The organism is Glutamicibacter ardleyensis (assembly GCF_014644555.1).
Taxonomy (GTDB): domain Bacteria; phylum Actinomycetota; class Actinomycetes; order Actinomycetales; family Micrococcaceae; genus Glutamicibacter; species Glutamicibacter bergerei.
Genome location: NZ_BMKX01000013.1, coordinates 36400 through 62017, shown reverse-complemented (window position 1 = coordinate 62017; position 25618 = coordinate 36400). Strand labels below are relative to the sequence as shown.

The 25618-nt window shown below is 57.2% G+C and carries 27 protein-coding genes and 1 pseudogene; 15 read left to right on the top strand and 13 right to left on the bottom strand.

Annotation, left to right across the window (positions count from 1 at the left end; all coding sequences use genetic code 11):
• Positions 1–220: 220 nt before the first annotated feature.
• Both IEX04_RS17670 and IEX04_RS17665 read right to left on the bottom strand, forming a co-directional pair.
• A complete protein-coding gene (locus IEX04_RS17670; protein WP_229677231.1) occupies positions 221–2029 on the bottom strand; it encodes a helix-turn-helix domain-containing protein in 1809 nt (602 codons plus the stop codon).
• A gap of 262 nt (positions 2030–2291) precedes the next feature.
• On the bottom strand, positions 2292–2516 hold the full coding sequence (locus tag IEX04_RS17665; RefSeq protein ID WP_188687392.1) for a hypothetical protein: 225 nt from the start codon (positions 2514–2516) through the stop codon (positions 2292–2294).
• 568 nt (positions 2517–3084) lie between these two features.
• On the opposite strand from IEX04_RS17665, the gene IEX04_RS17660 reads away from it, so the two are divergent.
• Together IEX04_RS17660 and IEX04_RS17655 are read left to right on the top strand one after the other, a co-directional pair.
• Positions 3085–3303 carry a hypothetical protein gene (locus IEX04_RS17660; protein WP_188687391.1) on the top strand — a complete coding sequence of 73 codons (219 nt, stop codon included), beginning with the start codon at positions 3085–3087 and terminating at the stop codon, positions 3301–3303.
• A gap of 110 nt (positions 3304–3413) precedes the next feature.
• Positions 3414–3674 (top strand): hypothetical protein, encoded by a 261-nt coding sequence (locus IEX04_RS17655; protein ID WP_188687390.1) that lies wholly within the window; start codon positions 3414–3416, stop codon positions 3672–3674.
• A 20-nt stretch (positions 3675–3694) separates the two neighbouring features.
• Here IEX04_RS17655 and IEX04_RS18925 read toward each other — a convergent pair whose 3' ends face one another.
• Both IEX04_RS18925 and IEX04_RS18920 read right to left on the bottom strand, forming a co-directional pair.
• Positions 3695–3934 carry a helix-turn-helix domain-containing protein gene (locus IEX04_RS18925; RefSeq protein ID WP_229677238.1) on the bottom strand — a complete coding sequence of 80 codons (240 nt, stop codon included), beginning with the start codon at positions 3932–3934 and terminating at the stop codon, positions 3695–3697.
• A gap of 9 nt (positions 3935–3943) precedes the next feature.
• Complete coding sequence (locus IEX04_RS18920; protein WP_229677230.1) at positions 3944–4324, bottom strand: recombinase family protein; 381 nt, start codon at positions 4322–4324, stop codon at positions 3944–3946.
• A 317-nt stretch (positions 4325–4641) separates the two neighbouring features.
• Here IEX04_RS18920 and IEX04_RS17645 point away from each other — a divergent pair, with 317 nt between their 5' ends.
• Together IEX04_RS17645 and IEX04_RS17640 are read left to right on the top strand one after the other, a co-directional pair.
• Entirely contained in the window at positions 4642–5256 is a 615-nt protein-coding gene (locus tag IEX04_RS17645; protein WP_188687389.1) for a recombinase family protein, read from the top strand.
• A gap of 267 nt (positions 5257–5523) precedes the next feature.
• Complete coding sequence (locus tag IEX04_RS17640) at positions 5524–6405, top strand: NADP-dependent oxidoreductase (RefSeq protein WP_229677229.1); 882 nt, start codon at positions 5524–5526, stop codon at positions 6403–6405.
• A gap of 343 nt (positions 6406–6748) precedes the next feature.
• Here IEX04_RS17640 and IEX04_RS17635 read toward each other — a convergent pair whose 3' ends face one another.
• On the bottom strand, positions 6749–7267 hold the full coding sequence (locus IEX04_RS17635) for an MDR/zinc-dependent alcohol dehydrogenase-like family protein (protein WP_229677228.1): 519 nt from the start codon (positions 7265–7267) through the stop codon (positions 6749–6751).
• Positions 7268–7662: 395 nt separating this feature from the next.
• Between IEX04_RS17635 and IEX04_RS17630 the strand changes: the two genes are divergently transcribed.
• Complete coding sequence (locus IEX04_RS17630) at positions 7663–7941, top strand: hypothetical protein (protein WP_229677227.1); 279 nt, start codon at positions 7663–7665, stop codon at positions 7939–7941.
• Positions 7942–8236: 295 nt separating this feature from the next.
• Here the strand turns inward: IEX04_RS17630 and IEX04_RS17625 are convergent, their stop codons facing one another.
• Positions 8237–9505 (bottom strand): helix-turn-helix transcriptional regulator, encoded by a 1269-nt coding sequence (locus tag IEX04_RS17625; protein WP_188687387.1) that lies wholly within the window; start codon positions 9503–9505, stop codon positions 8237–8239.
• Between the two features lie 205 nt (positions 9506–9710).
• On the opposite strand from IEX04_RS17625, the gene hxlB reads away from it, so the two are divergent.
• The 5 genes and pseudogenes from hxlB to IEX04_RS17600 form a co-directional block, all read left to right on the top strand.
• Complete coding sequence (gene hxlB, locus IEX04_RS17620) at positions 9711–10310, top strand: 6-phospho-3-hexuloisomerase (protein WP_188687386.1); 600 nt, start codon at positions 9711–9713, stop codon at positions 10308–10310.
• Positions 10311–10365: 55 nt separating this feature from the next.
• Positions 10366–11001 (top strand): 3-hexulose-6-phosphate synthase, encoded by a 636-nt coding sequence (gene hxlA, locus IEX04_RS17615; RefSeq protein WP_188687385.1) that lies wholly within the window; start codon positions 10366–10368, stop codon positions 10999–11001.
• A 150-nt stretch (positions 11002–11151) separates the two neighbouring features.
• On the top strand, positions 11152–12237 hold the full coding sequence (locus tag IEX04_RS17610) for an S-(hydroxymethyl)mycothiol dehydrogenase (RefSeq protein ID WP_188687384.1): 1086 nt from the start codon (positions 11152–11154) through the stop codon (positions 12235–12237).
• Positions 12238–12867 (top strand): MBL fold metallo-hydrolase, encoded by a 630-nt coding sequence (locus IEX04_RS17605; RefSeq protein ID WP_188687383.1) that lies wholly within the window; start codon positions 12238–12240, stop codon positions 12865–12867.
• A pseudogene (locus tag IEX04_RS17600) lies at positions 12857–13939 on the top strand (inositol-3-phosphate synthase); the annotation flags it as partial. The gene IEX04_RS17605 and the pseudogene IEX04_RS17600, both read left to right, overlap by 11 nt.
• Positions 13940–14498: 559 nt before the next feature.
• On the opposite strand, the gene IEX04_RS17590 reads toward IEX04_RS17600, so the two are convergent.
• The gene (locus IEX04_RS17590; RefSeq protein ID WP_229677226.1) at positions 14499–15851 is read right to left on the bottom strand and encodes an ATP-binding protein; all 1353 of its coding nucleotides are present in this window, start codon (positions 15849–15851) and stop codon (positions 14499–14501) included.
• Between the two features lie 222 nt (positions 15852–16073).
• Here IEX04_RS17590 and IEX04_RS17585 point away from each other — a divergent pair, with 222 nt between their 5' ends.
• Together IEX04_RS17585 and IEX04_RS17580 are read left to right on the top strand one after the other, a co-directional pair.
• On the top strand, positions 16074–16538 hold the full coding sequence (locus IEX04_RS17585) for a Fur family transcriptional regulator (protein WP_188687381.1): 465 nt from the start codon (positions 16074–16076) through the stop codon (positions 16536–16538).
• A 4-nt stretch (positions 16539–16542) separates the two neighbouring features.
• Positions 16543–18042 carry a catalase gene (locus tag IEX04_RS17580; protein ID WP_188687380.1) on the top strand — a complete coding sequence of 500 codons (1500 nt, stop codon included), beginning with the start codon at positions 16543–16545 and terminating at the stop codon, positions 18040–18042.
• A 97-nt stretch (positions 18043–18139) separates the two neighbouring features.
• On the opposite strand, the gene IEX04_RS17575 is transcribed toward IEX04_RS17580, so the two are convergent.
• On the bottom strand, positions 18140–18535 hold the full coding sequence (locus IEX04_RS17575) for an ankyrin repeat domain-containing protein (RefSeq protein WP_188687379.1): 396 nt from the start codon (positions 18533–18535) through the stop codon (positions 18140–18142).
• Positions 18536–19400: 865 nt separating this feature from the next.
• Positions 19401–19604 (bottom strand): transposase, encoded by a 204-nt coding sequence (locus tag IEX04_RS19180; RefSeq protein WP_407646320.1) that lies wholly within the window; start codon positions 19602–19604, stop codon positions 19401–19403.
• Between IEX04_RS19180 and IEX04_RS18915 the strand changes: the two genes are divergently transcribed.
• Complete coding sequence (locus IEX04_RS18915; protein ID WP_229677225.1) at positions 19554–19781, top strand: hypothetical protein; 228 nt, start codon at positions 19554–19556, stop codon at positions 19779–19781. The genes IEX04_RS19180 and IEX04_RS18915 overlap by 51 nt on opposite strands.
• A 203-nt stretch (positions 19782–19984) precedes the next feature.
• Here IEX04_RS18915 and IEX04_RS17565 read toward each other — a convergent pair whose 3' ends face one another.
• Together IEX04_RS17565 and IEX04_RS17560 are read right to left on the bottom strand one after the other, a co-directional pair.
• Positions 19985–20434 carry a DUF421 domain-containing protein gene (locus IEX04_RS17565; RefSeq protein ID WP_188687378.1) on the bottom strand — a complete coding sequence of 150 codons (450 nt, stop codon included), beginning with the start codon at positions 20432–20434 and terminating at the stop codon, positions 19985–19987.
• Between the two features lie 127 nt (positions 20435–20561).
• Entirely contained in the window at positions 20562–20972 is a 411-nt protein-coding gene (locus tag IEX04_RS17560) for a hypothetical protein (protein WP_188687377.1), read from the bottom strand.
• A 766-nt stretch (positions 20973–21738) separates the two neighbouring features.
• Between IEX04_RS17560 and IEX04_RS17555 the strand changes: the two genes are divergently transcribed.
• Complete coding sequence (locus IEX04_RS17555; RefSeq protein ID WP_188687376.1) at positions 21739–22020, top strand: hypothetical protein; 282 nt, start codon at positions 21739–21741, stop codon at positions 22018–22020.
• 207 nt (positions 22021–22227) lie between these two features.
• Here the strand turns inward: IEX04_RS17555 and IEX04_RS17550 are convergent, their stop codons facing one another.
• Both IEX04_RS17550 and IEX04_RS17545 read right to left on the bottom strand, forming a co-directional pair.
• The gene (locus IEX04_RS17550; RefSeq protein WP_188687375.1) at positions 22228–22662 is read right to left on the bottom strand and encodes a hypothetical protein; all 435 of its coding nucleotides are present in this window, start codon (positions 22660–22662) and stop codon (positions 22228–22230) included.
• Between the two features lie 381 nt (positions 22663–23043).
• Complete coding sequence (locus IEX04_RS17545) at positions 23044–23484, bottom strand: hypothetical protein (protein WP_188687374.1); 441 nt, start codon at positions 23482–23484, stop codon at positions 23044–23046.
• A gap of 1288 nt (positions 23485–24772) precedes the next feature.
• On the opposite strand from IEX04_RS17545, the gene IEX04_RS17540 reads away from it, so the two are divergent.
• Positions 24773–25531: a DUF3592 domain-containing protein gene (locus tag IEX04_RS17540; RefSeq protein WP_188687373.1), complete on the top strand. Its 759-nt coding sequence runs from the start codon at positions 24773–24775 to the stop codon at positions 25529–25531.
• Positions 25532–25618 lie beyond the last annotated feature (87 nt).

Below are 25618 nucleotides of genomic sequence, written 5' to 3'. Positions count from 1 at the left end.
CTGGTAAGTGAAGCAGGGAAGTGGCGCGAGCGATCGCATGGCATGGCAACCTAGTGATAAAAGTGGAAAGTGAACTAAAGGTACCGTTTTGATTCCTTGTCGACAAACTCAAGAGGACAGCATCCATTGGCAATTTTAGACAGTAGATTTGAGCACTAATGGAGCAAAAGGTAACAAAGGTACCATTACTGAAAATGTGAGGGGGAGAGCGGAGCTTCAATTAGCTGGCAGTTCGGAACGCCATATCACTCAGTGACCAATCATCAGGCGGACCGCTGAAGAGTTCGAAGGGGTAGTCCTCATCTGGTTCAAGAAGCTGGGGGAGTCGATTCATTCGCTCGGACAACCAGGCTCGCCACTGAGCGCGTTGTTCACGGTACAACGTCACTTGATTGAGCACCAAGTCAAGAACACCCAAGGATTCAGCCAACGAGCTCAAATTGGTTGAGGCGACCAAGACCCAACCTTGTTTGGTGCGTTGGGCCAAGTTCCATGCAGCTAATACTTCAAGGGCTTCATGGACCGTGCTACGGTTCAACCCAGTCTTGCTCTTGATCTCGCTGACGCCAAGAGTGCCACCTAAAACTTCCAAAGCTTCATAGACAAATGCTGCAGTGACACCGAGCTCCCTGAACGCTGGGCGCAACGAATGCAATTTACCCTTCTGCCACGTTTCGTTGCTCGCAGCTTCCATAAGCAGGGGAGGAATGACTAGTTCATACTGATCACCGGTCGTCCCTGTTGCCTCGCCGACCTGCCGGATGAGCGGTTCTTTTTCGTTGCGCAAAGCTCGTAGATGAAACGCTACGGTTGTCGGTTCAACTCCTGAAGCGATCGACAACGAGCGGACACCGAATTCGACTACACGACTTCCAATCATATGCGCTCCAGCTCCCAAGGCTCGAAGAACCAACCGGCGAGATAGACCAGAACGACTAGATTGATATCGCGATTCCACGAGACTCAGGGCAGAACGCCAAGTACGAATAAAGTGATGTTCAGAATTCGAACCAGAAGAAACAGCCTGATCCCAAGCCCCCTGTGTTAAAAGCTCGCTTGTGTTGGTTTTATGGACACGTTGCCCCTCAGACTTTTCTGCAGCGAATTTGGTGGCTTTGAGCCAATCTCGACGCATTGAATTGGACCGTTGTGTGGGGGAGTAGCGGGCGTAGAACTGAGCGAGTCCTGGCCATGCGCCCTGCTTGATGCGTCGTTCAACATCAGTGAGTTTCAGGCCTCTAGCTGCGCAGGCGACGAGGACAGCCATGCGTGCTTCCGAGGGGCTGTTGTACCTCGCAGTGTCGTAGATCCCTTGTGTGGCGATCAAAGCGATACGACGGGACAAGGCACCTAATTCGCTGCAGCGAGTGTCGGCCGGCACAGCAACGGCTTCACGTCGTTCGTTGGCAGCTTGGATTTCAATACGTAACGAATCGCATAATGAGTTGACGGTGGAGAACTCGTTGCGCTCAGTAGCAACGTTATGAGCCATCTTCAGGCTCATTTCCAACTTCTGTGCGCCACCAGTTTTGTGCGTGGAGCCAGGCGTGCGAATACATCCGTGGCGTAGGTTCTGATGCGGTGTCGGGTCCAGCGAGGGGTATCGGTTGGCCAATGCTTCAACGAGGCCGCGTGCCTGATGAAATGGCATGCGCTCTGCAAGCGGAATGTAAACGTGCCGGCCGCCGTTGGGGGATTGGTCTTCTATCCATCGTGCCCCGTGGGCAAACAACCAGGACTGCACAGCAAGCACATCCGCTGCGACGCGGGCTTCTCCACCAGGTGCTGAGGAGTCGAAGTCCAGGCAGATCGTCGCACAAAGTCCGTCACGGCCATAAATGAGGACGGCAGCCGGTTGGGTAGGACGCGCCGATGCTAGATCTCGTTCAAATTTTTGTGGGTAATTTTTGCCAGCGTCTTTCGAAATGCGAACTCGAGGCTGGCCTGCAATAAGTGGCGCCAGTGAAGCCCAGGCAGCTTCATCTTCGGACGTTATTGTGCCGGCTCGACGAGCCAGGCTTGGGGTCAACGGTGGAACTGCACCATAGAGCTGCGGTACGATAGCGGTATCCTCTCAAAAGGATGGCAGGCAAAAGCCCTGTGTGTGAATGATGAATCATTTGCTCATAAGGTCGGAGTCTGAGCGCTCTGCGAGTGTTCTGGTTCCTTGGGTTTTCTACCTCCTTTCCTCTTTTTGTGGATCTAACTAAATAAGTTCTTCGTCTTTGGCCGGCAAGCTTCCCGACGAGGAACACATACTTCAGGGGCCCGCTACATGCGGGCTCCTTATTTTAAGCCGTGAGGCTTAGACGTTCAGGACCTTTGCGTCCAGAACCATGCTTGGGATCATTTACAGCTGAGACAATCAAGTTCTCCACGAATTCACTAACGGATAGGTTGTCGCGTGCGGCAGCCTCCTTCAGCTGTTCTTGGTGAGCCACAGGTACACGAGTGCCTACAAAGAAGCGCTCGCCTTTGCTCCGTCGCCCGCCTCCGCGGTTTCCTGTTGCAGCCATGTTTACTTCCCTCGCTCTACTGTTCCGAACCCTTTGGGTCTGTAACTGTTTCCGACTACACACGAAACTACCACCATGTAAGTAAGGATTCTGTGAGGCTGTTTTCCTCGCGAGTCTGGATATTTTGGGGCAAAGTGCGGTTTAGGTACCGTGAGCCTCAAAAGGTACCTTTTGTCTATTTGCCATTTAACCCAAAGCCTTCACCAAAAAACCCAATATTCATCCACATCCTGTCAAAATTCGGTCAGAACACCGGCTCTCTAAAGGTGGTTAAGCCTCGAAAGGTACCTTTATACCCCTTGGCACCGTTTGAATATCAGAAAATGGGGAGCCTAAAAATAACTTAAATACTCTCAATGTGTCGTGTCGTTTCGCCAATGAGTAGATACTTTGGGGTGTTTTCGGCCCCCGGAAAAGAATCCAGACGATGAATTAAGGGGAGCGTGCAATCTTCATTGGAGAATGCGCAACGAGTATCAAGCCCGTTTGGATTTGGCCGCAACAGCGCCTTATTTTCGTTTTGAAAACGAGCTAGATGGCTAAATCGGAGAAATGAGGCTATCGGTGGATGTCACTTTTTCACAAGCCACCTCTCGTATACATTGGCTTTTGTACGGGGCACGTCGGTGGGGTGCAGCTTGCAGGTAAACTGACGGCGGCTTGGGTTGGCAGCGCCGAGGAGGCTCATCCTGAGAGCAAAATTCAACGCGGCAGGGACCATGAAATTAATGATTTTCATGTGGTGGTCTTTCACGAGTTCGAGCTCAGAGTAAAACTGGCTAAATGATATTCGAGTTCGCCTGGTGGTTCACCTTAGGCACGAATGACTCTCCTAGTCATGCAAACTTATTGATTCGCCGAAGTGAGACGTTCCGCCAAGTGGGTGGTCCTAATAGCATGTCCAGCATGACGGGCTGGGAAGTTTCAAGGCATCCTGAATGGGACATGATGTACGCTGCCGGACTGACCGCGCGTGAAATCGCCGATCGCTGCCATAAAAACGTGGCTACCATCCACGCACACTTCCAATCTCGGGAAAGCTATGAGCCCGGTACCCGTGCCACACATGAAGCAGCGCTGGCTGCTAGAGGAGCGGACCGTCCAACGATTAGTTGGCGAAAGCTGCTGGCTGAAGTCCTGGAGTTGGGGTCTTGGTAGTAATGGGGACGGATTGAGCGCTAAGCCTGCATAGGCCCTTTGCCGGTGGGGTGCCGCCCGATACTTTCTTTGTTAAGGTGGCCGTAGATGGTGGAACGAGGAACCTGGAGCGGGTCGGCGATCCGCTGGACGGTGTGTTTCCCTGCATCGTAGAGCTGTTGGGCATGGGCGGCCTGATCGGAGGTGAGCTTCCGACGCCGCCCTCCTGTTTTTCCGCGGGCCCGGGCCGCAGCGAGGCCGCCGCGGGTATTTGCGGCAATGAGTTCGCGTTAGAGTTCAGCGAGAACCGAGAGCATTCCGCACATCGCCCTACCTTCCGGGGTCGTGGTGTCGATGGCCTGCTCAAGTACGACCAGCCCTACACCCCGTTCTCGCATGTTTGCGCCGAGCTTGACTAAATGAAGCACTGAACGCCCGAGTCTATCCAGGCGGGTGATGACGAGCTGGTCGCCATCTCGGTTGGCGGAGGCGAGGGCCTTATCGAGCTCGGGCCGGCTGACCTTGGCGCCGCTGGCACGGTCGACGTAAATGTTCTCTGTGGCGACCCCCGCACGCATGAGGTCATCCACCTGGTGGTCCGGGTTTTGGTCTGCAGTGGAAACCCGTGCGTATCCGATCAACATATTGTCGCTTTCCGAAGTCGCCTGCATTGGGATTCCCGAACTTTGGGGCGATTGAAGCCGACTTCGGATACATGGTTTGTCAGAAGTCATATGCACCAACCGCAATACGGTTCACAGTCGTTTTCATTGCCGATAATTTTCACATGCGGAGCCGACGCCGCGTTGTCGAGCGTGCAAATCATCGTGCTTCGTCTGCTGCTGAGCAGACTGTCATATAACAACAAACACACTACCTTTGCATAACCTAGAATAAATAACGAGTTAAGTGACATTTTTCGTAAACGCTTACTTTCCTAAATTTGGCGTCACGTAAACGGCCGTATAGATGACAAGAGGTTTGAGCCATGCTGATCGGCTACATGCGGGTATCGAAAACGGACGGATCGCAAAGCACCGACCTCCAACGCGATGCACTCCTGGCGGCAGGGGTCGACCCGTCGAAGCTCTATGAGGACCACGCCTCGGGGAAGGAGGACGACAGGCCGGAACTGGCTTCCTGCCTGAAGGGCATGAATGCGGGAGACACCCTGTTGGTGTGGAAGCTTGACCGGCTGGGCCGGGACCTGCGCCACCTGGTGAACACCGTCCACAACCTCACCGAACGCGGCATCGGACTCAAGGTCCTCACCGGGGAGGGCGCGGCCATCGATACCACGACAGCCTCGGGGAAACTGGTCTTCGGGATCTTCGCCGCCCTGGCCGAGTTCGAACGCGAACTCATTTCCGAGCGCACCAAGGCAGGATTGGCCTCGGCCCGGGCCCGCGGCCGCAAGGGAGGCCGGCCCTACAAGATGACACCGGCCAAGGTCCGCCTGGCCATGGCCGCCGTGGGACATAAGGAAACGAAGATCGGCTCCCTGTGCGAGGAACTGGGTGTTACCCGGCAAACCCTCTACCGGCACGTCTCCCCGACCGGGGAGCTTCGGCCCGACGGCAAGAAACTCCTGAAATCGAAATAGCGGCCGTGTAGGTGACTTCTGAAACTCGTGCGGACGACTTAGAGGAAAACGACAATTTTGGTGGTGCTTGAATCGTCGAGTGACCCGCTTGCGAGCGGAATGATAGACAGTTTTTGTCCACGCGTCGTTTGGTCTCGTTGGGTGGATGCCGCACCAGAATCCTGTCTATGATGCGTCTGCGCTTGGAATACCTGCGGGAGAGGGCGCGTTGCCACCAATATGAAGGCTATTGGAGTTAGTGAATTCGGAGGGCCGGAGGCCCTCACCGTGCACAATGTCAGCGAACCGCATCCCGGCCCGGGCGAGGCCCGCCTACGCGTGAAGGCCGTTGCAGTGAGCCCGGTGGATACCAAGGTGCGCTCCGGAGGCCTGGGTACCGGTGAATTTGAACCGCCGTATGTGCCCGGCATGGACGCCGCTGGCGTCATCGACGAAACAGGCCCAGGTAGCCGCTGGGAAATCGGCGACGAAGTGATGGCCATGGCCCTGCCGTTGAGCGCCCACGGTGGCGCATATGTCGAGTATTTGGTCGGCCCCGATGAATCGATGACCCGTATCCCCACCAATCTCGACATGAACGCCGCATCGACTGTGCCGATGAACGGACTCGCCGCGATCCAGGCCCTTGAAATGGCGGGACTGGAACCCGGGCAAACCCTGGCGGTGACCGGCGCCGCCGGCACACTGGGCAACTATGTCATCGAGTTGGCCAAACATGCCGGCTTGGTGGTCATCGCCGACGCCGCAGAAAAAGACCGCGGGCTCGTGGAAGACCTCGGTGCCGATCACGTGGTTGCCCGAGGAGACGACGTGGCCGACCGCATCCGCGCCATCGTTCCCGACGGTGCCGACGCGCTCATCGATGCTGCCCGCATGAACGAGAAAGCACTGCCCGCCGTCCGCAATGGTGGTGCCTTCGTTTCAATCGGTCGTTGGGCGGGGCCGCCGACCCGAGACGTCACGTTCCATAAGGTCAACGTATTCCGCGAGTACCGTTCGGCCGACAAGCTGGACTTACTGCGCCGTTACGTCCAGGACGGTGTCCTCACCCCGCGCGTGGCCGCGGCACTCCCGGCCGAGCAGGCGGAACAAGCACATCGACGCCTCGAGGGCGGCGGGGCCCGCGGGCGACTCGTGCTGACGTTCTGAGTCGCCCAAGAGCACTTACCCAGGCCTGATGTTCCCGGCAGCACGAGCCACAGCCGTGGATGGCGCACCGGTTTCACCCGGGTGTATGGACGTGCGGCACGCGCTATTGGGTAATTCCGCCTTTAGCAGCAGTGCTGGATCCAGATCGTAGAAGTGGATCCCTCTGCGCCATAAAGTGGAGCCCAGTCCAAGGCCCGATTAATCCACGGGCGGCTTTACCGGTGCTGGCGCTTCGACCAGAAGCGGACGTGGAACGTGTGGGCAAAAGGGCATCATGCCCTTTCGCCCACACATTCCACGATATCGACCTAAAATGTTTGCCGAACCGTTCCTCGGTACAGAACTATTTCTTCAACATTCCGTTCGGGTCGATGACGAACTTTTTCGACGAACCAGCACTGAATCGTGCGTACGCGTCCGGTCCCTGGTCGATCGGAACGACTTCGGTGTTCATTACAGCCGGAAGATCGATGCGGTTCCAGAGGATGGCTTGCATGAGTTCGAGACTGTAATTTCTCACGGGAGCCATGCCGGTGACCAAAGTCAGGGACTTGAACCACGCTGCTCCGAGCGCCAAATCAAGGGTGCCATTTTTCGCTCGATCGTGCTTGCTGCCTGGATCGTTGCCGACATAGATTCCGGGGATACCAATGGCCCCGCCGGCTCGAACCACTTCAAACATCGAATTCAAGGCTGCTTCGGGAGCTTCCTTGTCACTGGACTCGCCAAGTCCGTGGGCTTCGTAGCCGACAGCATCGACACCGCAGTCAACTTCCGGGACACCGAGGATTGCGTCAATCTGGTCGGTCAGTGGAACGCTACTACTCAGGTCGGCCGTTTCGTAACCCGCCTTCTCCATCACCTCCAGACAGTTCCTTGTTTTGGTCGCCGATGATGACACATGCCGCTCCCAACAGCCGCGCACCGGCTGCCGCACAACGACCTACGGGTCCGGCCCCGGCAACATAAACGGTCGATCCCGGCTTGACCTGGGCGCTGACGCATCCGTGAAAGCCGGTCGGCAAGATGTCCAAGAAGAACAAGTTCAGTGGTTACCCGGGCAGGAACCAATAGCCCGGGTATTGGGGTTTGGGCGCTGAGGCCAATCTTCGGTCACGGTTCACCACCGGTTTCCGCAGAGCGAACCCCGGCGGAAACCAGATCTCATTTTCGATATCTGGCTTCACATCCAGTCCCGACACAGCTGGCCCGCCTGGATTCGACAGCGAGTACCGCGGCTTGCGGATCGTGATCATCATGGACAACTACAGCCCGCACCGTTTCACGAAAGGCGATTCCAGAGTCGGGGACTGGGCGGCGGCGAACAACGTGGAGCTTGCCTACGTGCCGTTCCACGGTTCACTCCTGAACCGGATCGAACCCCGGTTCACCGCGCCGCGCTACTTCGCGCTGAATGGCACCGACCATCCCGGCCACCGGGCGCAACCGGGCATGATCCGTCGGTACGTCCCCTGGCGCAACCAATCCAACAACGAATTGTGTGCTTTGTTTTCATTTTGGCGGCCCCGTGGTTGACGTTCATCTGCAAGGGGTCGTCTCGGAGTGCAAGGGGTCGTCTCCGAGCGACCTGTATCCATGCATTCGCGGCGGGGGTCCGTTCAGGGTTTGCCTGACCCTGTAGGTCTCATTGGACCTGTGGAGGCTTCGCTGGAGGTGGACCAACGCGGCTGGATCGATTCCTCAAGCTGGATGGACCGGGGCCACCGCCCTACGGGCCAATCGTCAGGGTTGCACCACGTTTTGCCGGTTCTATGTGGGAGGAATCAGGGGTGTTGGTGCGCGGGTTTGACCTCACTCCGTCCCTGCACTGTCAACGGAGTCCGTGGCTGTGCGCCAGGGCAATGGCTTCGGTTCGGGAGCCGACGTCGATTTTCTTGAATAGGTTCCGCACATGGAATTTGACCGTGTTTTCGCTGATGCCCAGTTTCGATGCGATGGTCCGGTTGCTGTGACCGGCGACAAGGTGCTGGAGTACTTCGAGTTCCCGAGCGGCAAGGTTCCAAGCGGCTATGTACCCGGCCAAGGGGGCAGGCGGAGCCAGCGGAAGAGTAACAACTACGTCTGCACCCCAGCCCGGCATAACGTCGATCTGCAGGTGGCCGGTTAGCGCTTCGACGCGGCGATCCAAACGCATAATGCTCGGATCGTCGGCAGCGAGTGTCCCGTCGCCGTCGTCGCGCACGTTGATCAGCAAGTTTTCACCGTCGCAGTCCCATTGCGTCCGGATTCTGTTGAGCTTGGGTTGCTCCATCATGGCCAACAAAAGCCCGCGAACGATGGCCCGTGCCGCGTGGGCAACCTCGCCTGGCAAGGCCCTACCTGTTAGTGGTGGTTCAATAAACTCAAACTCGATGTCGCTGAAGCGTGTCAGCGACTGCAGGTTCTCCCGGAGGCGTTCAAAGGCGGTTCCAACTGACTCCTCCACCAGATCTGTCGTTCGGTCGTTCAGGGTACGGAGCCCGACCAAGGCCTTGGAGGCGAGGTCCGTGACGGTGGAGCGGGCTGCAGCATCGTCCAAGGAGGATGAACGCAGGGCCGCCAAGAGGGTCTCCAAGGTCGTGGAGTGCAGGTCCGTTAGTTCCGCAGTCACGCGGATGCGTTCGGCCGAGGAAGCCCGCGATTCCAACAGGTATGCAGGTGGCGCATCGGCTACTTTCTCCTGAATCCGCCGGGCAGCAACGCGCCAAAGGTACGTCACCAAGTCAAGCCCCGCTTCGTACCCTGGATCCGCCGGGCGGGGATCCGTCAGCACGAGGAGAGCGTGACTGGGAGCGTATTTAAGGGCGAGTACGGGGCGTGGACGGCCGGCGAGCTCGGCTTCCCCGAACCAAGGTGCCTCATCCGGCAGGGAGGCACGAAGCGCGTCGAGCTCGGCGATGGAGACCCGGGAAATAATGTCTTCCTCGCCCGCTTTCTTTTGGGGTCGTCCCGTGCAGTCTTCGGTAAAGATGACCAGCGCACTGCTTCTGTAATAGGGAAGCACAGCCTCGCGTAGCCGTTTCGCTATCTCGGACAGCGGAGACTCGGCCAGTGCTGCCACGTTCTGCAAGAGCGGCCACGGTAGATCTGGATGGTGCATGGTGGATCCCTTCGGGGAGTGGGGGCGGTCGTTCCGCTTCTGGGACGAAGTCCTTGGGACCAACGCATCCACCCATCCTAAAGTGTAGTTACAACTGTCATAAAACAGCGTTACCCCTACCCCTTTTTTCCGAGAGGATGGATATCAAGCAGGAAACATCCATGCGGCCGCCACCGGCCACAGATCGAATCGGAGGGAAGATATCGTGAACCCAACACCGAGCGCGACACATACCGTGCACACCAGCGGGGGTGGGATCGACCGCAATCTGTCCCTCGTACGGGACGAGATCTCCGACACGACGGCCGCAGTCGATGGCCAAGAGATGGCCGACCTAGCAGACCTTTTGGGCCAGGGACGCCGGGTATTCGTTGCCGGTGCGGGCCGAAGTGGCCTGGTACTGCGCATGGCCGCCATGCGGCTGATGCACCTGGGCATGACCGTCCATGTTGCCGGAGCCACCACCACCCCGGCCATCGGTCCGGGTGACCTGCTCTTGGTGGCCTCCGGCTCCGGAACGACGCAGGGAGTGCTCAGGTCGGCGGAAACGGCGCAGCGGGTTGGAGCGCGCATTGCCGCCTTCACCGCCACCCCGGAGTCGCCGCTCGCCAAACTCGCCGACTCGCTGGTGATCATTCCCGCCGCCCTGAAAACAGACCACGGCTCCGGCCTCTCCCGCCAGTACTCGGGTTCCCTCTTCGAACAGGTGCTTTTCCTCCTCACCGAAGCGATTTTCCAGTCATTGTGGGACAGCACCGATGAGCCTGCCGAAAAACTCTGGGTCAGGCACGCCAACCTCGAATAACCAACGTCTTCGTTTTTAGGACATACCGCAGATCCCTACAGAAAGATCTAACATCTTGAAGCTCCAAGTAGCCATGGACCTCCTTACGGTCGAAGATGCCCTATTGCTGGCCGGTCAAGTTGCCGAATACGTGGACATCATCGAGCTCGGAACTCCTTTGATCAAGGCCGCAGGGCTGTCCGCTGTTACCGCCATCAAGGCGGCCCACCCGGACAAGATCGTCTTTGCCGACATGAAGACCATGGACGCCGGAGAACTCGAGGCCGACATCGCCTTCAAGGCCGGTGCCGACTTGGTATCCATCCTCGGAAGCGCGGACGATTCCACCATTGCCGGTGGTGTCAAGGCGGCCAGGGCCCACAACAAGGGCATCGTCGTTGACCTCATCGGTGTGGCGGACAAGGTCACCCGCGCCAAGGAAGCCCGGGCACTGGGGGCGAAATTCGTGGAGTTCCACGCCGGCCTCGACGAGCAGGCCCAGCCCGGTCACGACCTGGGCGGTCTGCTGGCGGCCGGGGAAGAGGCCCGTGTCCCGTTCTCCGTTGCCGGCGGTGTAAGCCTGGACACCATCGAATCCGTCCAGCGTGCAGGTGCAGATGTTGCCGTTATCGGCAGGTCCGTCCACAGCGCCGCGGATCCCGCATTGGAAGCCAAGAAGCTCCGCGCAGCAATCTCCTCATCCAACTCTTGACGATGGCTTCCCGCACCTTCCAAGAAGGACGGGTACTCCAGCTTCGGAGCGAGTTCCAACACTAGTTGCGCCACCCCGGCGTCAAATACAGTCTCAATATCAATAAAAACCGTGGCCATGCTTCCGCAGGCCACACATGAATGGAGTGTCATGTCCCAGAAAGTCCAAGCAGTCATCGTCCGAGCCAAGGACGCCCCGGTTGAAACCGTCACCATCGTGATCCCGGACCCCGGACCCGGGGAGGCAGTGGTCGACATCCTCACCTGCGGTGTCTGCCACACCGACCTGCACTACAAGCACGGCGGCATCGGGGACGAATTCCCCTACCTTTTGGGCCACGAGGCCACCGGTGTGGTCTCGGCCCTGGGCGAGGGCGTCACCAACGTCGTCGTCGGGGACCGGGTGATCCTGAACTGGCGTGCGGTGTGCGGGCAGTGCCGTTCCTGCGCCAAGGGCCAGCCGCAGTACTGCTTCAACACCGCCAACGCCACCCAGAAAATGACCCTGGAGGACGGCACCGAACTCTCCCCGGCCCTGGGCATTGGCGCGTTCGCCGAAAAGACCCTGGTCGCTGCCGGGCAGTGCACCAAGGTCGATGAGGATGTCGACGCCGCGGCCGTGGGCCTGCTGGGGTGCGGTTTGATGGCCGGGATCGGTGCGGCGATGAACACCGGCGAGGTCAAGCGCGGGGAATCCGTGGCAGTCATTGGGTGCGGCGGCGTGGGCATTGCAGCGATCGCCGGAGCCAAGCTGGCCGGAGCCACGACCATCGTGGCCGTGGACATCGACGACGAGAAGCTGGCGATGGCCAAGAACCTCGGTGCCACACACACCGTGAACTCCAAGACCTCCGACGCCGTCGAGGGAATCAAGTCCCACACCGGGGGCTTCGGCGCCGATGTGGTCATCGACGCGGTGGGCCGTCCCGAAACCTACAAGCAGGCGTTCTACGCCCGCGACCTCGCCGGCCGCGTGGTGTTGGTCGGTGTCCCGAACCCGGAGATGAAGCTCGAGCTTCCGTTGCTCGATGTCTTTGGCCACGGCGGATCGTTGAAGTCCTCCTGGTACGGCGACTGCCTGCCGAGCCGTGATTTCCCGATGCTGGTCGAGCAATACAAGCTCGGGCGCCTGGATTTGGATGCGTTCGTCACCGAACGCATCTCCCTGGGCGATGTGGAGGCGGCGTTCACCAAGATGGGCGAGGGCAAGGTCCTGCGCTCGGTGGTGGAACTCTAAATGGGCGCGCAGATCCAAAACATCATCACCTCCGGCACTTTCTCCCTGGACGGGGGGACCTGGGAGGTCGATAACAACGTGTGGATCATCGGGGACGACTCGGAGGTTTTCGTGATCGACCCGGCCCACGACCCGGAAAAAATCAGGGAAGCGGTCGGGGACCGCGCGGTCAAGGCCGTGCTGTTGACCCACGGGCACGACGACCACATCCGCTACGCCCGCGAGTTCGCCGAGGCGGTGGCCGCCCCGGTGTTCCTGAACCCGGCGGACCAGATGCTCTGGGAAGATGTTTTCCCCGGCACCACCGCGGACCACGAGATCAAGGACGGGGACACGTTCGAGGTTGCCGGGACCACCCTGGTGGCCCTGCACACCCCGGGGCACTCCCCCGGCTCGACCTGCTTCCACGTCCCGGATCTGGACACCCTGTTCTCCGGGGACACCCTGTTCAACGGGGGCCCCGGGGCCACCGGGCGCAGCCATTCGAGTTTCGAGACGATCATCGACTCGATCCGCGAACGCCTGCTCACACTGCCGGGGCACACGGTGGTCAACACCGGGCACGGGGACGGAACCACGATCGGTGCCGAGGCACCCACCCTAGAGAAATGGATCAAGAATGGCAACTAATCCGATTCGGGTTGCAATCGTTGGCGTGGGCAACTGCGCCACGTCATTGGTTCAGGGTGTCGAGTACTACCGTGACGCGGACCCGCAGGCCACCGTTCCCGGTCTGATGCACGTGCAGTTCGGCAAGTACCACGTCAACGACGTGCAGTTTGTCGCCGCATTCGACGTTGACGAGAAGAAGGTCGGGCTGGACCTGGCCGACGCCATCCTCGCTTCCGAGAACAACACCATCAAGATCGCCGACGTGCCGGCCACGGGCGTCACCGTGCAGCGCGGCCACACCCTTGACGGCCTGGGCAAGTACTACCGCGAGACCATCACCGAATCCTCCGCCGCTCCGGTGGACATGGTTGCAGCCCTGAAGGACGCCAAGGTCGACGTGCTGGTTTGCTACCTGCCCGTCGGATCGGACGCGGCTGCCAAGTTCTACGCCCAGGCATGCATCGACGCCGGTGTCGGCTTCGTCAACGCGCTGCCGGTGTTCATCGCCGGAACCAAGGAGTGGGCCGACAAGTTCACCGCTGCCGGTGTCCCGATCGTGGGCGACGACATCAAGTCCCAGATCGGCGCCACCATCACCCACCGCGTGATGGCCAAGCTGTTCGAAGACCGCGGGGTGGTCCTGGACCGCACCTACCAGCTGAACGTCGGCGGCAACATGGACTTCAAGAACATGCTTGAGCGCGACCGCTTGGAATCCAAGAAGATCTCCAAGACCCAGGCAGTCACCTCCAACACCTCCGCCAAGTTGGAAGCCGACGACGTGCACATCGGCCCGAGCGACTACGTTGCCTGGCTCGATGACCGCAAGTGGGCCTTCGTGCGTCTTGAAGGCCGAAACTTCGGCGATGCCTCGGTGTCCCTGGAGTACAAGCTCGAGGTGTGGGACTCCCCGAACTCCGCCGGTGTCATCATCGACGCCGTGCGCGCCGCCAAGATCGCCCTCGACCGTGGCATCGGCGGACCGATCCTCTCGGCATCCTCCTACTTCATGAAGTCCCCGCCGGAGCAGTACAACGACGACATCGCCAAGGAAAAGGTCGAGGGCTTCATCCGCGGCGACATCGAGCGAGACTTAGCAACTCAACCGGAACCCAGATCCGGTTCAGAGGCTTCCAAAGGTCTCCAATGCACGGCGGGGTACCTCATTCCAGCCTGAAAAGTGACGAATATTTCTTATAGGCGCCGAGGCGAGGAAGCCAAAATTGGTGCCCGCGCTTCGACGCTGGAACCAGTCACCCGTGGTGAGTTTTTAACCTGAATCCACCGATCCGCCTCTGACCGTCGTTTGATTTCTGCGGTCGGGGGCGGTTTCGTTTTGGGCACGGCTGGCCGGCCTCGCTGCCAGTGGATGTTCCACGGTGGTTTCCCAGCTTCGCCGGTGAAGGCGCGATGAACGGTTCCCATGCCACGTGGGGTGGGGCGTGGATGGCTGTGAAGACCCGTTCCCATTCGGGTTGCCAAGGCCAAGCCACCGGCATGCGGAGCCGGATTTTCCTGGCCCTTGTGGCGATGCGCGCCGGAACCTGGATGAGTTTGCGGCGCACCGTCCCGGTTCGGGCCTTGGTGACGGGGCTACCCCGACTAGTTTCAGCGTCGGCGGTGCCCGTCACACGTCGGCTGTCCCCAGGTCAGTCGGTGGGTGGGGACATCAACGCAGGGGGCACGCCCACGTCTGAGCCGCCCTCGTGGGTGAGACGCTCTTGAACCTTGAGCAGAGTCGGCGCCGGCACGAAGCCGCCGGCGAAGAGGGCTTCACCCTGTTGAAATCGGGGCGAACGGGCGAGCATTGACGGGGGAACGAACCCGAAGACGGTTGCAAGTTCCGTAAGGTCCACGGGCGAGCTCATTCGCATCAGCGCCAGGTTGTCGCATTGGGAGAGAATGCTCGGATGGATCTTGGAGGGCCTCTGGGTCGACAGCAGCAACCACAACCCGAACTTGCGGCCTTCGGCGGCGATCTGGATGATCCGCTCGCGCACGGCCCGATGCAGGGGGCTGTCGTTATCAGGTGAACACAGGTTGTGTGCCTCGTCGATGACGATGAGGATCGGCCGGCGGGCTTCGCGCTTCGCCCACAGGTCATCGAGAACGGCGAGGGCGATGACTAGCTTCTCGCCGGGGTGATAGGCGAAGCCTCCGATGTCGAGCACAGTCGCGTCGGGTCGCTCATCCAGGACGGTGTTCACGTCTGCACCACCATGGGCCCACACGGTCCAATCGGCCATCCGAAGATTCTCGACCCGCTTGATGAGCAGATCCGCTGCAGGATCATCGTTGGCACGCAGCGCTGGCAGGATCCCCTCACGGTCTATGTCTTTGTCGCCGGTGACCCGTGTGAGCACGTTGTACTCGTCCCTGTCGACTATGGGGTCGAGACGGAGGACCGCTGCTCTTGATTGCATGGAAAAATCTCGAAAGCGTGCTCGGAGGGCTTCCGGACCCTGTCCAGCGGGCCTTAGGACCCGGATGTCGCGGCCCCGGAGAGCGCGATGCGCGTCGGTCTGGCTGTCTGAGCGCAAGTCGCGGAGACGTACGAAGCCGGCATTGGGGTCGAAGATGACCATCGGCAATGCCGTGTGGATCAAGAGCTGTTCCAGTACGACGCCGAGCGCATAGGTCTTGCCTGAGCCACTCTGCCCACACCAGAATGTGTGTCGGTTGAATCTGCTAGGAATGAGTTTTGCCTCGATCTCGGGCGTTTCCACGAGTGTGCCCACGCCAAGCGTCGCACCGGCCGCCTGGTATACCGACTCGATCTCGTCAGCCGTCGCCTTCAGAAGCGCAGTCTCGAAGAATGGGCTCGCACGTGATGTGGTTAGGTTGCCGTCTGCGTCGATTGACCCCAGCACACGACCTTCGCCGGAGAGCGCGCCGGTGTCGGTGAGGGTGACGTGGTCGATGAGTCCGATGTGGCGCAGGCCGGATGAGCGCCCCGTGGTGACGAAGGAGCCCGGGACGAAGGGGGCATCGATTGATCCCAAGTACTGAAAAGGCGACCGTCGATCGAGCTAGCTGTTGTCACGGTGCATCCTTCGGCTAAGGGCGACTGGCGAGACCACCGGTACGCCAGCAATTAGCGATGGAGTGGTCTTCGCCTCATCTTATCCTCGGCGTCTTAACGGAGTCACCTGATGTGGAAGAAACGTGTCGCACCATAGAAAGATTAATTGGACTGAGTCCAGAAAAGCAGGTAGGGTCGAACCATGGCTACCGATCAGGAATTCGAGAAAATGTTGCGGGCAGCTTCGCTGCGCGTGACGCGTGCCCGTATTGCTGTTCTTAATGCTGTTGATGCCCGACCCCATGCCGATGCCAATGATGTTTTTGATGCCATTCACCAAGGGACGGATAGCATTTCTAAGCAGGCTGTCTATGACGTGTTGACTACATTGGTTGATGTTGGACTGCTGCGATGCATTAAACCTTCCGGGTCAACGGCACGCTATGAACGCAGGGTGGGGGATAATCATCACCACGCGGTGTGCCGCGATTGCGGAAAAATCACCGACGTGGATTGTGCCATCGGCCAGGGGCCTTGCCTGCATGCCTCTGACAGCCACGGTTACAGCATTGACGAAGCCGATGTGATCTATTGGGGAATTTGCCCGGACTGCACAGCCACAAAACTTTTGACGCAATCATCGTCGAACACCACAAGGAGCGAATAACAATATGACTACTGAGAACACTGCGCCACTGACCACCGCTGCAGGAGCTCCTGTTGCTAACAATCAGGACAGCCTCACCGCTGGTCCCCGCGGACCAATGTTGCTGGAGGACGTATGGTTTCTGGAGAAACTGGCCCACTTCAGCCGCGAGGTCATCCCCGAGCGCCGCATGCACGCCAAGGGCTCGGGTGCTTTTGGTACCTTCACGGTCACCAACGACATCACTAAGTACACCAAGGCGAACATCTTCTCCGAGGTTGGCAAGCAGACTGAGCTGTTCACCCGCTTCTCCACTGTTGCCGGTGAGCGCGGCGCTGCCGACGCCGAGCGTGATATCCGCGGCTTTGCCATGAAGTTTTATACCGAAGAGGGCAACTGGGATTTGGTGGGTAACAACACCCCGGTCTTCTTCTTCCGTGACCCGCTGAAGTTCCCTGACCTGAACCGTGCTGTTAAGCGCGATCCTCGCACCAATCTGCGCAGTGCCGAGAATAACTGGGACTTCTGGACCAACCTACCTGAGTCCCTGCACCAGGTTACGATCGTCATGTCTGACCGTGGCATTCCGGCAAGCTACCGTCACATGCACGGTTTCGGCTCCCACACCTATAGCCTGATCAACGCTGAGGGAGAGCGTTTCTGGGTTAAGTTCCACCACCGCACTCAGCAGGGCATCAAGAACTTGACGGACCAAGAAGCTGCTGCCGTGGTTGCGGGGGACCGCGAGTCGAGCCAGCGCGACCTCTTCGACTCGATTGAAAATGGGAACTTCCCGAAGTGGAAGCTGATGGTACAGATCATGCCTGAAGCTGATGCTGAGACTTACAAGTACCATCCGTTTGACCTCACCAAGGTCTGGTCCAAGAAAGACTACCCGCTGATCGAGGTCGGCGAGTGGGAACTGAACCGCAACGCCGAGAACTACCATGCAGATGTTGAACAGGCAGCTTTTACCCCGGCTAACGTTGTCCCCGGCATCAGTTTCTCTCCGGACCGTATGCTTCAGGGCCGTCTGTTCTCCTACGGCGATGCCCAGCGCTATCGCGTCGGTGTGAACCACCACCAGATTCCTGTGAATGCAGCGAAGAACGCTCCGGTCAATACGTACCATCGTGATGGTCAAGGCCGTGTTGACGGTAACCAGGGCCGCACCCCCGGCATTGAGCCGAACTCCTACGGCCGCTGGCCCGAGCAGCCAGCTTACGCCGATCCATCCCAGTCGATTGGCGCCGTTGCGGACCGTTTCAACTACCGCGAAGATGATGCCAACTACTTTGAGCAGCCTGGTATTCTCTTCCGCGAGAAGATGACGCAAGAGCAGCGTCAGGTGCTCTTCGAGAATACTGCCCGCGCCATCGACGGTGCGTCACAGGCCACCATCGAGCGCCACATCTACAACTGCACTCAGGCCGATCCGGCCTACGGTGCAGGTGTCCGTGCAGCCATTGAGGCTTTGCAGGCTGGAAAGATTTCCAACGTGGATGTCAACTCTGATGCCGTGTAGCCAATACTGACCATCGCGGTGGCACCCACCTTGAGCATTTGTGCATCAGGTGGGTGCCGCCGTTGTATGTCAGGACCTCACCTGCTGAGGCCGGGGTTCAACCAGCGGGGTTAATCAGGTGTTCGCGGGAGAACATCGTGGCAGCGGCTCGGGGCGACGGGGTGCCCGCATCTAGATCGGCACCGGCCGCCACAAGCTGCACGCAAATAGTCTCTTCACCCTTGAAAAGGGCTCCGGCGAGGGGCGACTGGTCCCTGTTGTTGCGGATATCGACGTTGGCACCGCGGTTGAGCAGCATGGTGACCGTGTCCACTTCGCCTTTATAGGCGGCGAGCATCAGCAAGGTGTTGCCGTCGGGGTCCTGAATATCTATTGGGAATCCATGGTCTAAGAATTCTGTTAATTCTGTGATTTTGCCTTCGCGGGCCAGGTCCATGGCAAGAGCCGTCAGTTGAAGAATCTGTTCTTTATTGAGGGAGGAATCGTTGTTCATTTCTCCACAGTAGGCGATGGGCCACTATTTTCCATTGCCTGATCAGTCCTTCCCACGCCGACACTGGCCTAGCGGCGCTAATCTGAATCCCTGACCGTACTATGTGTCGGATTCATGTCGCTGCACGAGAACAAATCTTTCTACCTCATGCATAACTGACACGCTGACCGCGGAGGGCCTTGTTCCCTCGATCGGTATTATGGGTGAGCATAAAATGACGCCGCTTCCGAAAATATAATGGGCTTGTTCAAAAATGAGGCAGTGCCCAAAGAGCCACCGTTCAGAACCGAAGCTTTGGCTACTGAATCCGATGTGCTTGATGCCGTGATTGCTTGGGTTCATTGGTAAAACTTTGACGGGCTGCATTCGAAGATAGGATGGTGCCGCCGGTGGAATTTGAACAGAAGACCAAGGCTCGGAAGAAGACTATGCAGAGCGCGAAGAAGTACTCACGCCACCTGCGTAACGTCGCATAATTGTCTACTCCTTGCAGGCAACCCCATTCGTGCTACGCGGTACCACGTGGATTCGGTTTTTTATGCCTGAGGAGCAGCGACATCGGTTGACCGGATCCCGACCTGACGGACGCAATTGTTGGCGCTGTTTACCTCTACGGATTCGGCAGCGGTCCAGGACCATTCGTTAAGCGTTACGCCATGGGTAGGTCACGGAAGTGAGTGGTGTTCTCGATCACCCTCTCCGTTCTGCTTATATGCGGAATCGAACTGTGGGTCTCCTGAATGCATCCTAGATCCGTTGTGAGTATTAGCTGAGAAAAGATGAGATCAACTGGTAAGTATAGGAGTGTACTTGCAAGCCTCTCATAGAGCGGCGCATCTAGTCGGAGATTGGCTGATGTCCCGTTCTATTCTTTTCTCCTTGCCCGCGCTGTTGTTGGTGAGATGAGCTGTCTTGGTGTGCCGGCACGGTCGCTCGCGACGTTCAGATCAACGTCTTCGGCGATGATGAATAAGATTTTCGGGCAGGAACCGTTGCGCGAATCCGGGATGAATTCTTCTTGCTTGTCGCCCTTATCGTAGCCGAGGTGGTCGGTGCGCTCGGCTTTCAGCCCGCGTTCAAACCCGGCGCGGATGATCTGTTGCTTGAAACCGTCTTTATCGTTGAGCTGGTCTCACCTCGGTTAATGAAGTCCATGAGCTCGTCGAAGAAGCCGGAGTCCTTGGCGGCCTTCATGAATACGAATGCGGTGAATTTCACAACTAGTTTCGTTGTTATGCTTTTATGACTGTTCGAAACGCATGATTGTAGAACCTCTGCTGCTCGAATGTTCCACGATTCTGATTTCGGATGATCATGTGCCGCGCAATAAAATTGGCGTCTCTCCGCTTGAATAGCAGTTATAGAATATTCTGACTTGATGGTTTAAGACTTCCCGAGGCAATGGAAGCAAACTCGATCTATGCTGATTCGGATGTCTCAGAAATCGCCTTATCCCTCTTGTTCCTTGGCGAAGAATGAGATCTTTCCGTTAGGCTCCAGCACCGCTAAATCGATATCCGAGAAGTTCTTGAACCCTTCTCCACGTGCCGCCGTCATAAAATCATGGAGCGCCATGCGTTCAGCCCGTAAAGCCTTAGTGTCCGGACGTCCGTTGCTCAAGCTAACCACGGGTTCCCCATGGAGAATGCCACTGAGCTTAGGCCAGCGTACGTTGGCCCAACCTACAATCACCGTTAACAGCGCCATCGTACTGACCGCCGCCAGACCTCCGGCCATCGAATGATCTTCTTGAGTAATTCCTTGTTCCACCAGGTCACCCATCGTAATGAACAACAGCAATTCAAACGAACTGAGCTCACCCAGCGTGGAGCGCCCGACTGCTCGGGTAATAAGCCACAACACCACAAATACCACAGCAGCGCGAAGAATAATTTCCATCAAAGAACCTTCCAGGTCTTGAGTTCAGCAGAGGCTACCAATTCATCACCGACGTAAACGCGGACTTCACCCGAGTCGAAGATTGAACTGTCCTGGCTCATGGTTCCATTAATATCTAAGCGAAAAGTCACGTGATCTGGGGCGTCATAGTCGAGTACCAAAAATTTTCCGTCGCTACTCTCACCATCGGGTGCCGGGGAAAATCATGCGTTGAAAAACCATTGAAATAGTCTTGTTCAATTTCAACGCTAATCGGTCCGGAAATCTTCTGTGCGGAAAGCAATTCCAAGCTGACTGTTGCGTCCATTCCGGCCCTCGTCGTACGCGGAGCGGTCACGGAAAGCTCATATCCCGGAGATGCACTTTTAATGAGTGATACCTGGCCGAAGACACCAGCCAGCATGGTCAGCACAAAAAGCGCAAGCAACCATAAGAGAAAGCGGCGTGCCACACGTCCGTTTCGCCCGCTCCGGGCATCGACGACATCATACAAAGTGGAATCGTCTAAGGTGTCAGAGGTACTGGATTCGGTGTCCATGCCTCATCCTAACCATGCCAGGTAGTGCCATATCTGAAATTCGGTCAATACCCAGGGATCCTGCATTCTCCATTACATTGAACCGTGACGAATGCTTGGTTTTGTGGGGATCGACATGAATTTTTGTCCAGTAAGGGCTCCCTCTACGGGCAGCTGGGCATAGTGCTGAGGACGATGGACAGAAGTGCTGAGAACTTCTGAAACTGACAAGTTGCCTCGAAAACCATCGCTAATGGGATGCAGGATCAACTGCTCGCGCATTATCCGTCAGTGAGTGGATTCGCAGTCTTTTCAGATTCCCGAAACCTGATTCCGGAACGGTATTTCCCACACTCCATTGTCAGTGGTTTACGGGATGCAGCTGACCTCAGATTTTTTGGCTGATTTTTAGATTTTGAGTCGTGCCCGTAAGAGGTTGTGTCTCCAATGCTTCCGTCTTGCGGTCCACCGTGAATAGAGGATATTGACCGCGAGGAGAAACACGGCCATTCGGATGCCTCAAGTGGCTGTTCACGGGAACCGGGCGAAGAACTGCCGGTGAGGCCTGCGTCATGGCGTAGCATGCCGGTGCTCCCTTAGGCTTGACCGGGACAATCCCAATTCGATTTACCTCGGGGCGTGGGTCCTGCACTTCAGCAAAGACTGATTCTTCATGACTGTTTACGGTTCTTGTGGGTTGCTGAGTAAATCTCTCTGGTCTTGACCTATACCTGTTGCCCGGCAGTAAGGTCAGAGGCCATAGAACTATTGGACAACCCAGGAGTTCATGTTGAACACCCAACGCAAAGACATTCATCTATCTCTCTCACCTGACCAGTACGATGACCTGACCAGCGCTTTGGAGACCCACCGCGACGGGTTGCAGCAGTTCGTCAAGGAGTCGGCTTTAGGTTTCGGTTTAGAGACCTCATATTGGTCTCACCGCGTTGCAGAGGTCCAAGGACTGCTCGAAGCTGTGCATCGTCTCGCGGCAGGAGAAAGCCCCGACGCGGTAAAGCACGACCTGCAGAAGCTTTCTCCGGAGTCGCATGAGCATCCGCCCTCGTAGCACGTACCACAGGCGCGCTTGATTTCTGAAGCTAAACCTGAACCTGCTCAGCTTTCGAAGCTGAGCGATGCTGGTAAGACTGGGGGAGACCGGAGCGATTAAAATCTGGCTTGTTGAGAGCTGCGGATTTAGCTGTGCGGCATGGCCGATGACTGGCCTTGAGCCGCAATGCTCCTTTCTCTGCCATCCGATAGTGTGCGGAAAGGGTCAAAGGCTCAAACGCTGCCCGTAGCTTTTCGTGTCTGCCGCCGGGTGGAACACCGGGATGGGCAGTGTCACTGCGCAGGAAGCCCAATACTTCACTCGGAAAGTTACCGCGCCTTGATTCCCTGTGCGAGCAAACAGCTCTTGGATTTGAGCTGTAGCTTCTTCCGGATCAACTTGCTGCAATGCCGGGTTCGGCGTGGAAACATAGAGGAATTTGAGTTCATCAGAACCAGCGTCGAGCATGGCAACCAACGCCGAACGCCCGTGCATGGATACCATGCCCATGACGTCGTTGACCGGTTCGGCAGGCACAGCCATGACCACTGGCATTCCCTGAACCCAACCGTGCGCGGTGAGGTGATTGCGTCCTTCGCGTGATCCGAGCAGTTCGCTCACTCGTTCGGCCGTTTGTGTTCTTACGAGACGTCCTGGCATTGGTACTACCTCCACTGTGTTCTTGAGTCTTCCGAGTGATCCCCATCAGCTTGGAACAAGGCGCAATGCAGACTGGCTGCCTGTCACTGTGGTTCTTTAGTGTGTTGTTTCCACCCTAAGACGATCGGCGCAACAAAGCTACCGATGCAGATGAACATTAATAAAAGTTCACGTCAACTGATAAATTGGCAGTTTTTTGAGGGAACTGCATTGCCTGTGGAAAGAAAATCTACATTAAAGGAAGATGCTGAAAAATGACTAGTCAGGCAGGTAAAGACAGGGAGCCGCGTGTTGCTCAGAGCGTATATGAAGCGTCGAAACTGGGGATCGGCAAGGATTCTCAGAAATTTCAGAGGTTTGACTAGGGGATTGGCACATGTTTCAGCGATTGTCAGATGATTGCTGGGCATCCGCCGGGTGGTTATCGTTGCTGACGTAGAGGGGGATCTGGTGGAGTGCGGCGCTATGGGCCCAGAAATGGACGCGAAAGGGCGTGATCCTATTCTCGCTGTGCCTGACGCAGAGTTCCTCGAGCGTAGTTCCCGATGGCAAGGTTGGAACTCTGGTGAAGATGGGGCTGGGAATGGTGACATGCCAGAGTTGCAAGGCGTCGGTTTGAGCGTCAGTGAGCACCAGGACCACAGCCCGCCCATGGACGGAAACGAAACCCATGACGTCTTCCACCAGCTCAGCTCGGTGCGCAAAGACTACCGGCATACCTTCCACCCATCCATACGCGGTGAAGTGCCTTCGTGTTTCAGGGCAGTGCAGCAGCTCATTGAGGCGCTCGGTGGTGTGGGTATGCAGTTCAGGCGTGTTCATGTTTTTCCTCCGTCGAGGGCAGCTCTCCCCAAGCTGACCGACCACGTGCGTTACTGCATTATTTTATGCAGGTGCGTTTCCCCGGGTGTCGCTTGTGGCGCTCGGTGATCTTCGTGGAGTGATCTTCTGAGAATACTCCTAACACGGAAATTGGCCATTGAATCAGTGGGAGGCTCTGGGCGTCTGCAAATCCAGTGAGAGATATTTAAACCGTTCAAAGTAGAGCTGTCATGTGGTCCGTGTGTGGTGCATTTCTTCAGGGCAACACGGTATCGATAGTGGCCTAAAAATATAATTATTTGATGCGGCCGTCCGTGTCAGGATTGAACGGTGCATACCCAAATCCCTGGCAACCTGCGATGCAGGCTCCCAAATTTCTTACATCTGATGTGTGTTGTTAACATCGAATAGTGCCACTTTGGGTATCTCAAATTTATTCCCCAAAATGAATTTGAGCAGTGGCAGGCCCTGCGTCTTTCCCCCAAGAAGGCGCAGGGCTCCCAGCCCGAGATGAGATCTTTGCGCCCCCAAGGATTTCTTGGAATCCAGGGGTATATCTGGTTATTCCTGCGTAGGTGGTTAGACCCTGCTGTGGTGACAATACTATGATGCGCGATTTCGGTGAGTTCCATACACACATTTTGGGACTTAACCCCATATTTCTAGGTGGGAACCATGGAGCGATTAGAGAGTGATGTACTTGGCCTGAAAGGCCGAAAATGTGAGAAAGCGTTCCGGAGTATCCCCGGAACGCTTTGCTCGACCTCGCGAAAAGGTTATTCAGTTATGTGCGCTGTGTGAGTTCGCATCTCGATCATAAACCGATCATCTGGAACAACATAGGCCTACATGGGGAGATTCAGTTAATTCACAGAATTTAGGTTGCAGCAAGGCACGGCAACAGCTGATATGCATCTATTAGATCCGGACAGTTAACGTGCAGGGTTTGAACAGTTGCATGGGTTGAAGAGGGCGGCGAGTTTGAGCTAAAGGGTTCCGCCCGCCGCCCTGAGTTTCCACTTTATCTTGTTGCTCGTTATCTGGAAACGGGTGTCCGCTGGCGCGGCCGGCTGCTGCCCGGATTGCGTCCGGTTCTTCTGTTTTTGCTGCTTTCCTTCGGAGTGCGCAGACCACCTCCCAACTCATAAGCGCTCGCTAAGCGTCGAGTACGAGGACGAGCTGTCCGGATCCATTGCGGGAAGGGAAGAGCTATCATGACAATTCCCTTTGGCTAACACCCCCTGAATAAACTAGGACGTCGCCACCACAATGAAAGTGAATCCCATCCGTGCCTGACAAATCTAAAAAATCTCAAACCGTCGCCTCGCAAGATGAGGGAGTTGCGATGTTTGAACCGCCTGCAGGATGGCGACGTTCTGAGCAGCAAACGTCGTCCAAGTTTGCTTTCGAAATGAGCAACACCACCAATTGGTATCGCAATGACGGCTATGGCAACGGGTATTTCGCTCCTGGCTGGGATAAAGATCGGATTGCGCGACGCACCGGTGTATTCCGATGGATCGGTCTGGGACTGGCTGTGGTCATCGTATTTGTTGGTGCTGTCGCATTTATGGGTCAGTTTGAGGAACAACGCAGTTACGATCGGTTGAGATCAGAAGGTGTTTCGGCCATCGGCATCATTGGGTCCGTCGCAGTGGAACATTCATCACGCAGGGCACGGGAAGGGTCACGTCAATACACCACCACGACGAGTGCTTTCATCACGTACGAGCATAGTAGTGAAAAAATTGAGGGTCGTGTAGAACATACCCAAACCCGGACAAGGGACTTCTTGTCCACCTCCAAGGTTGCCTCTTCTGATCAGTACCCTAAACCATTCTGGCGTGAAGGAGATGCAGTGGAGCTCTACTACGATCCTGAGCATCCTGAAGACTTTGTTCTGCAACATGCCTATAAAGAGCTTGATGCCGGGCAGATGCCCCGCGGCGTCTTGCTGGTGCTGATTTTTACTGGTGTGTTTCTCATAGTCCCTGTGCTGTTTATCGTTGTCGGGGTGAGGAACGTACGGCGCGCCAGAGAACTTTAGTGCCTGTCCCGTGGCGGCGTTAGCGGGTCCGGGTTTTGGTTCATGGGGCAGTGGATAGCGTGAATCTTATTGCTTCGGTCAAAGGTT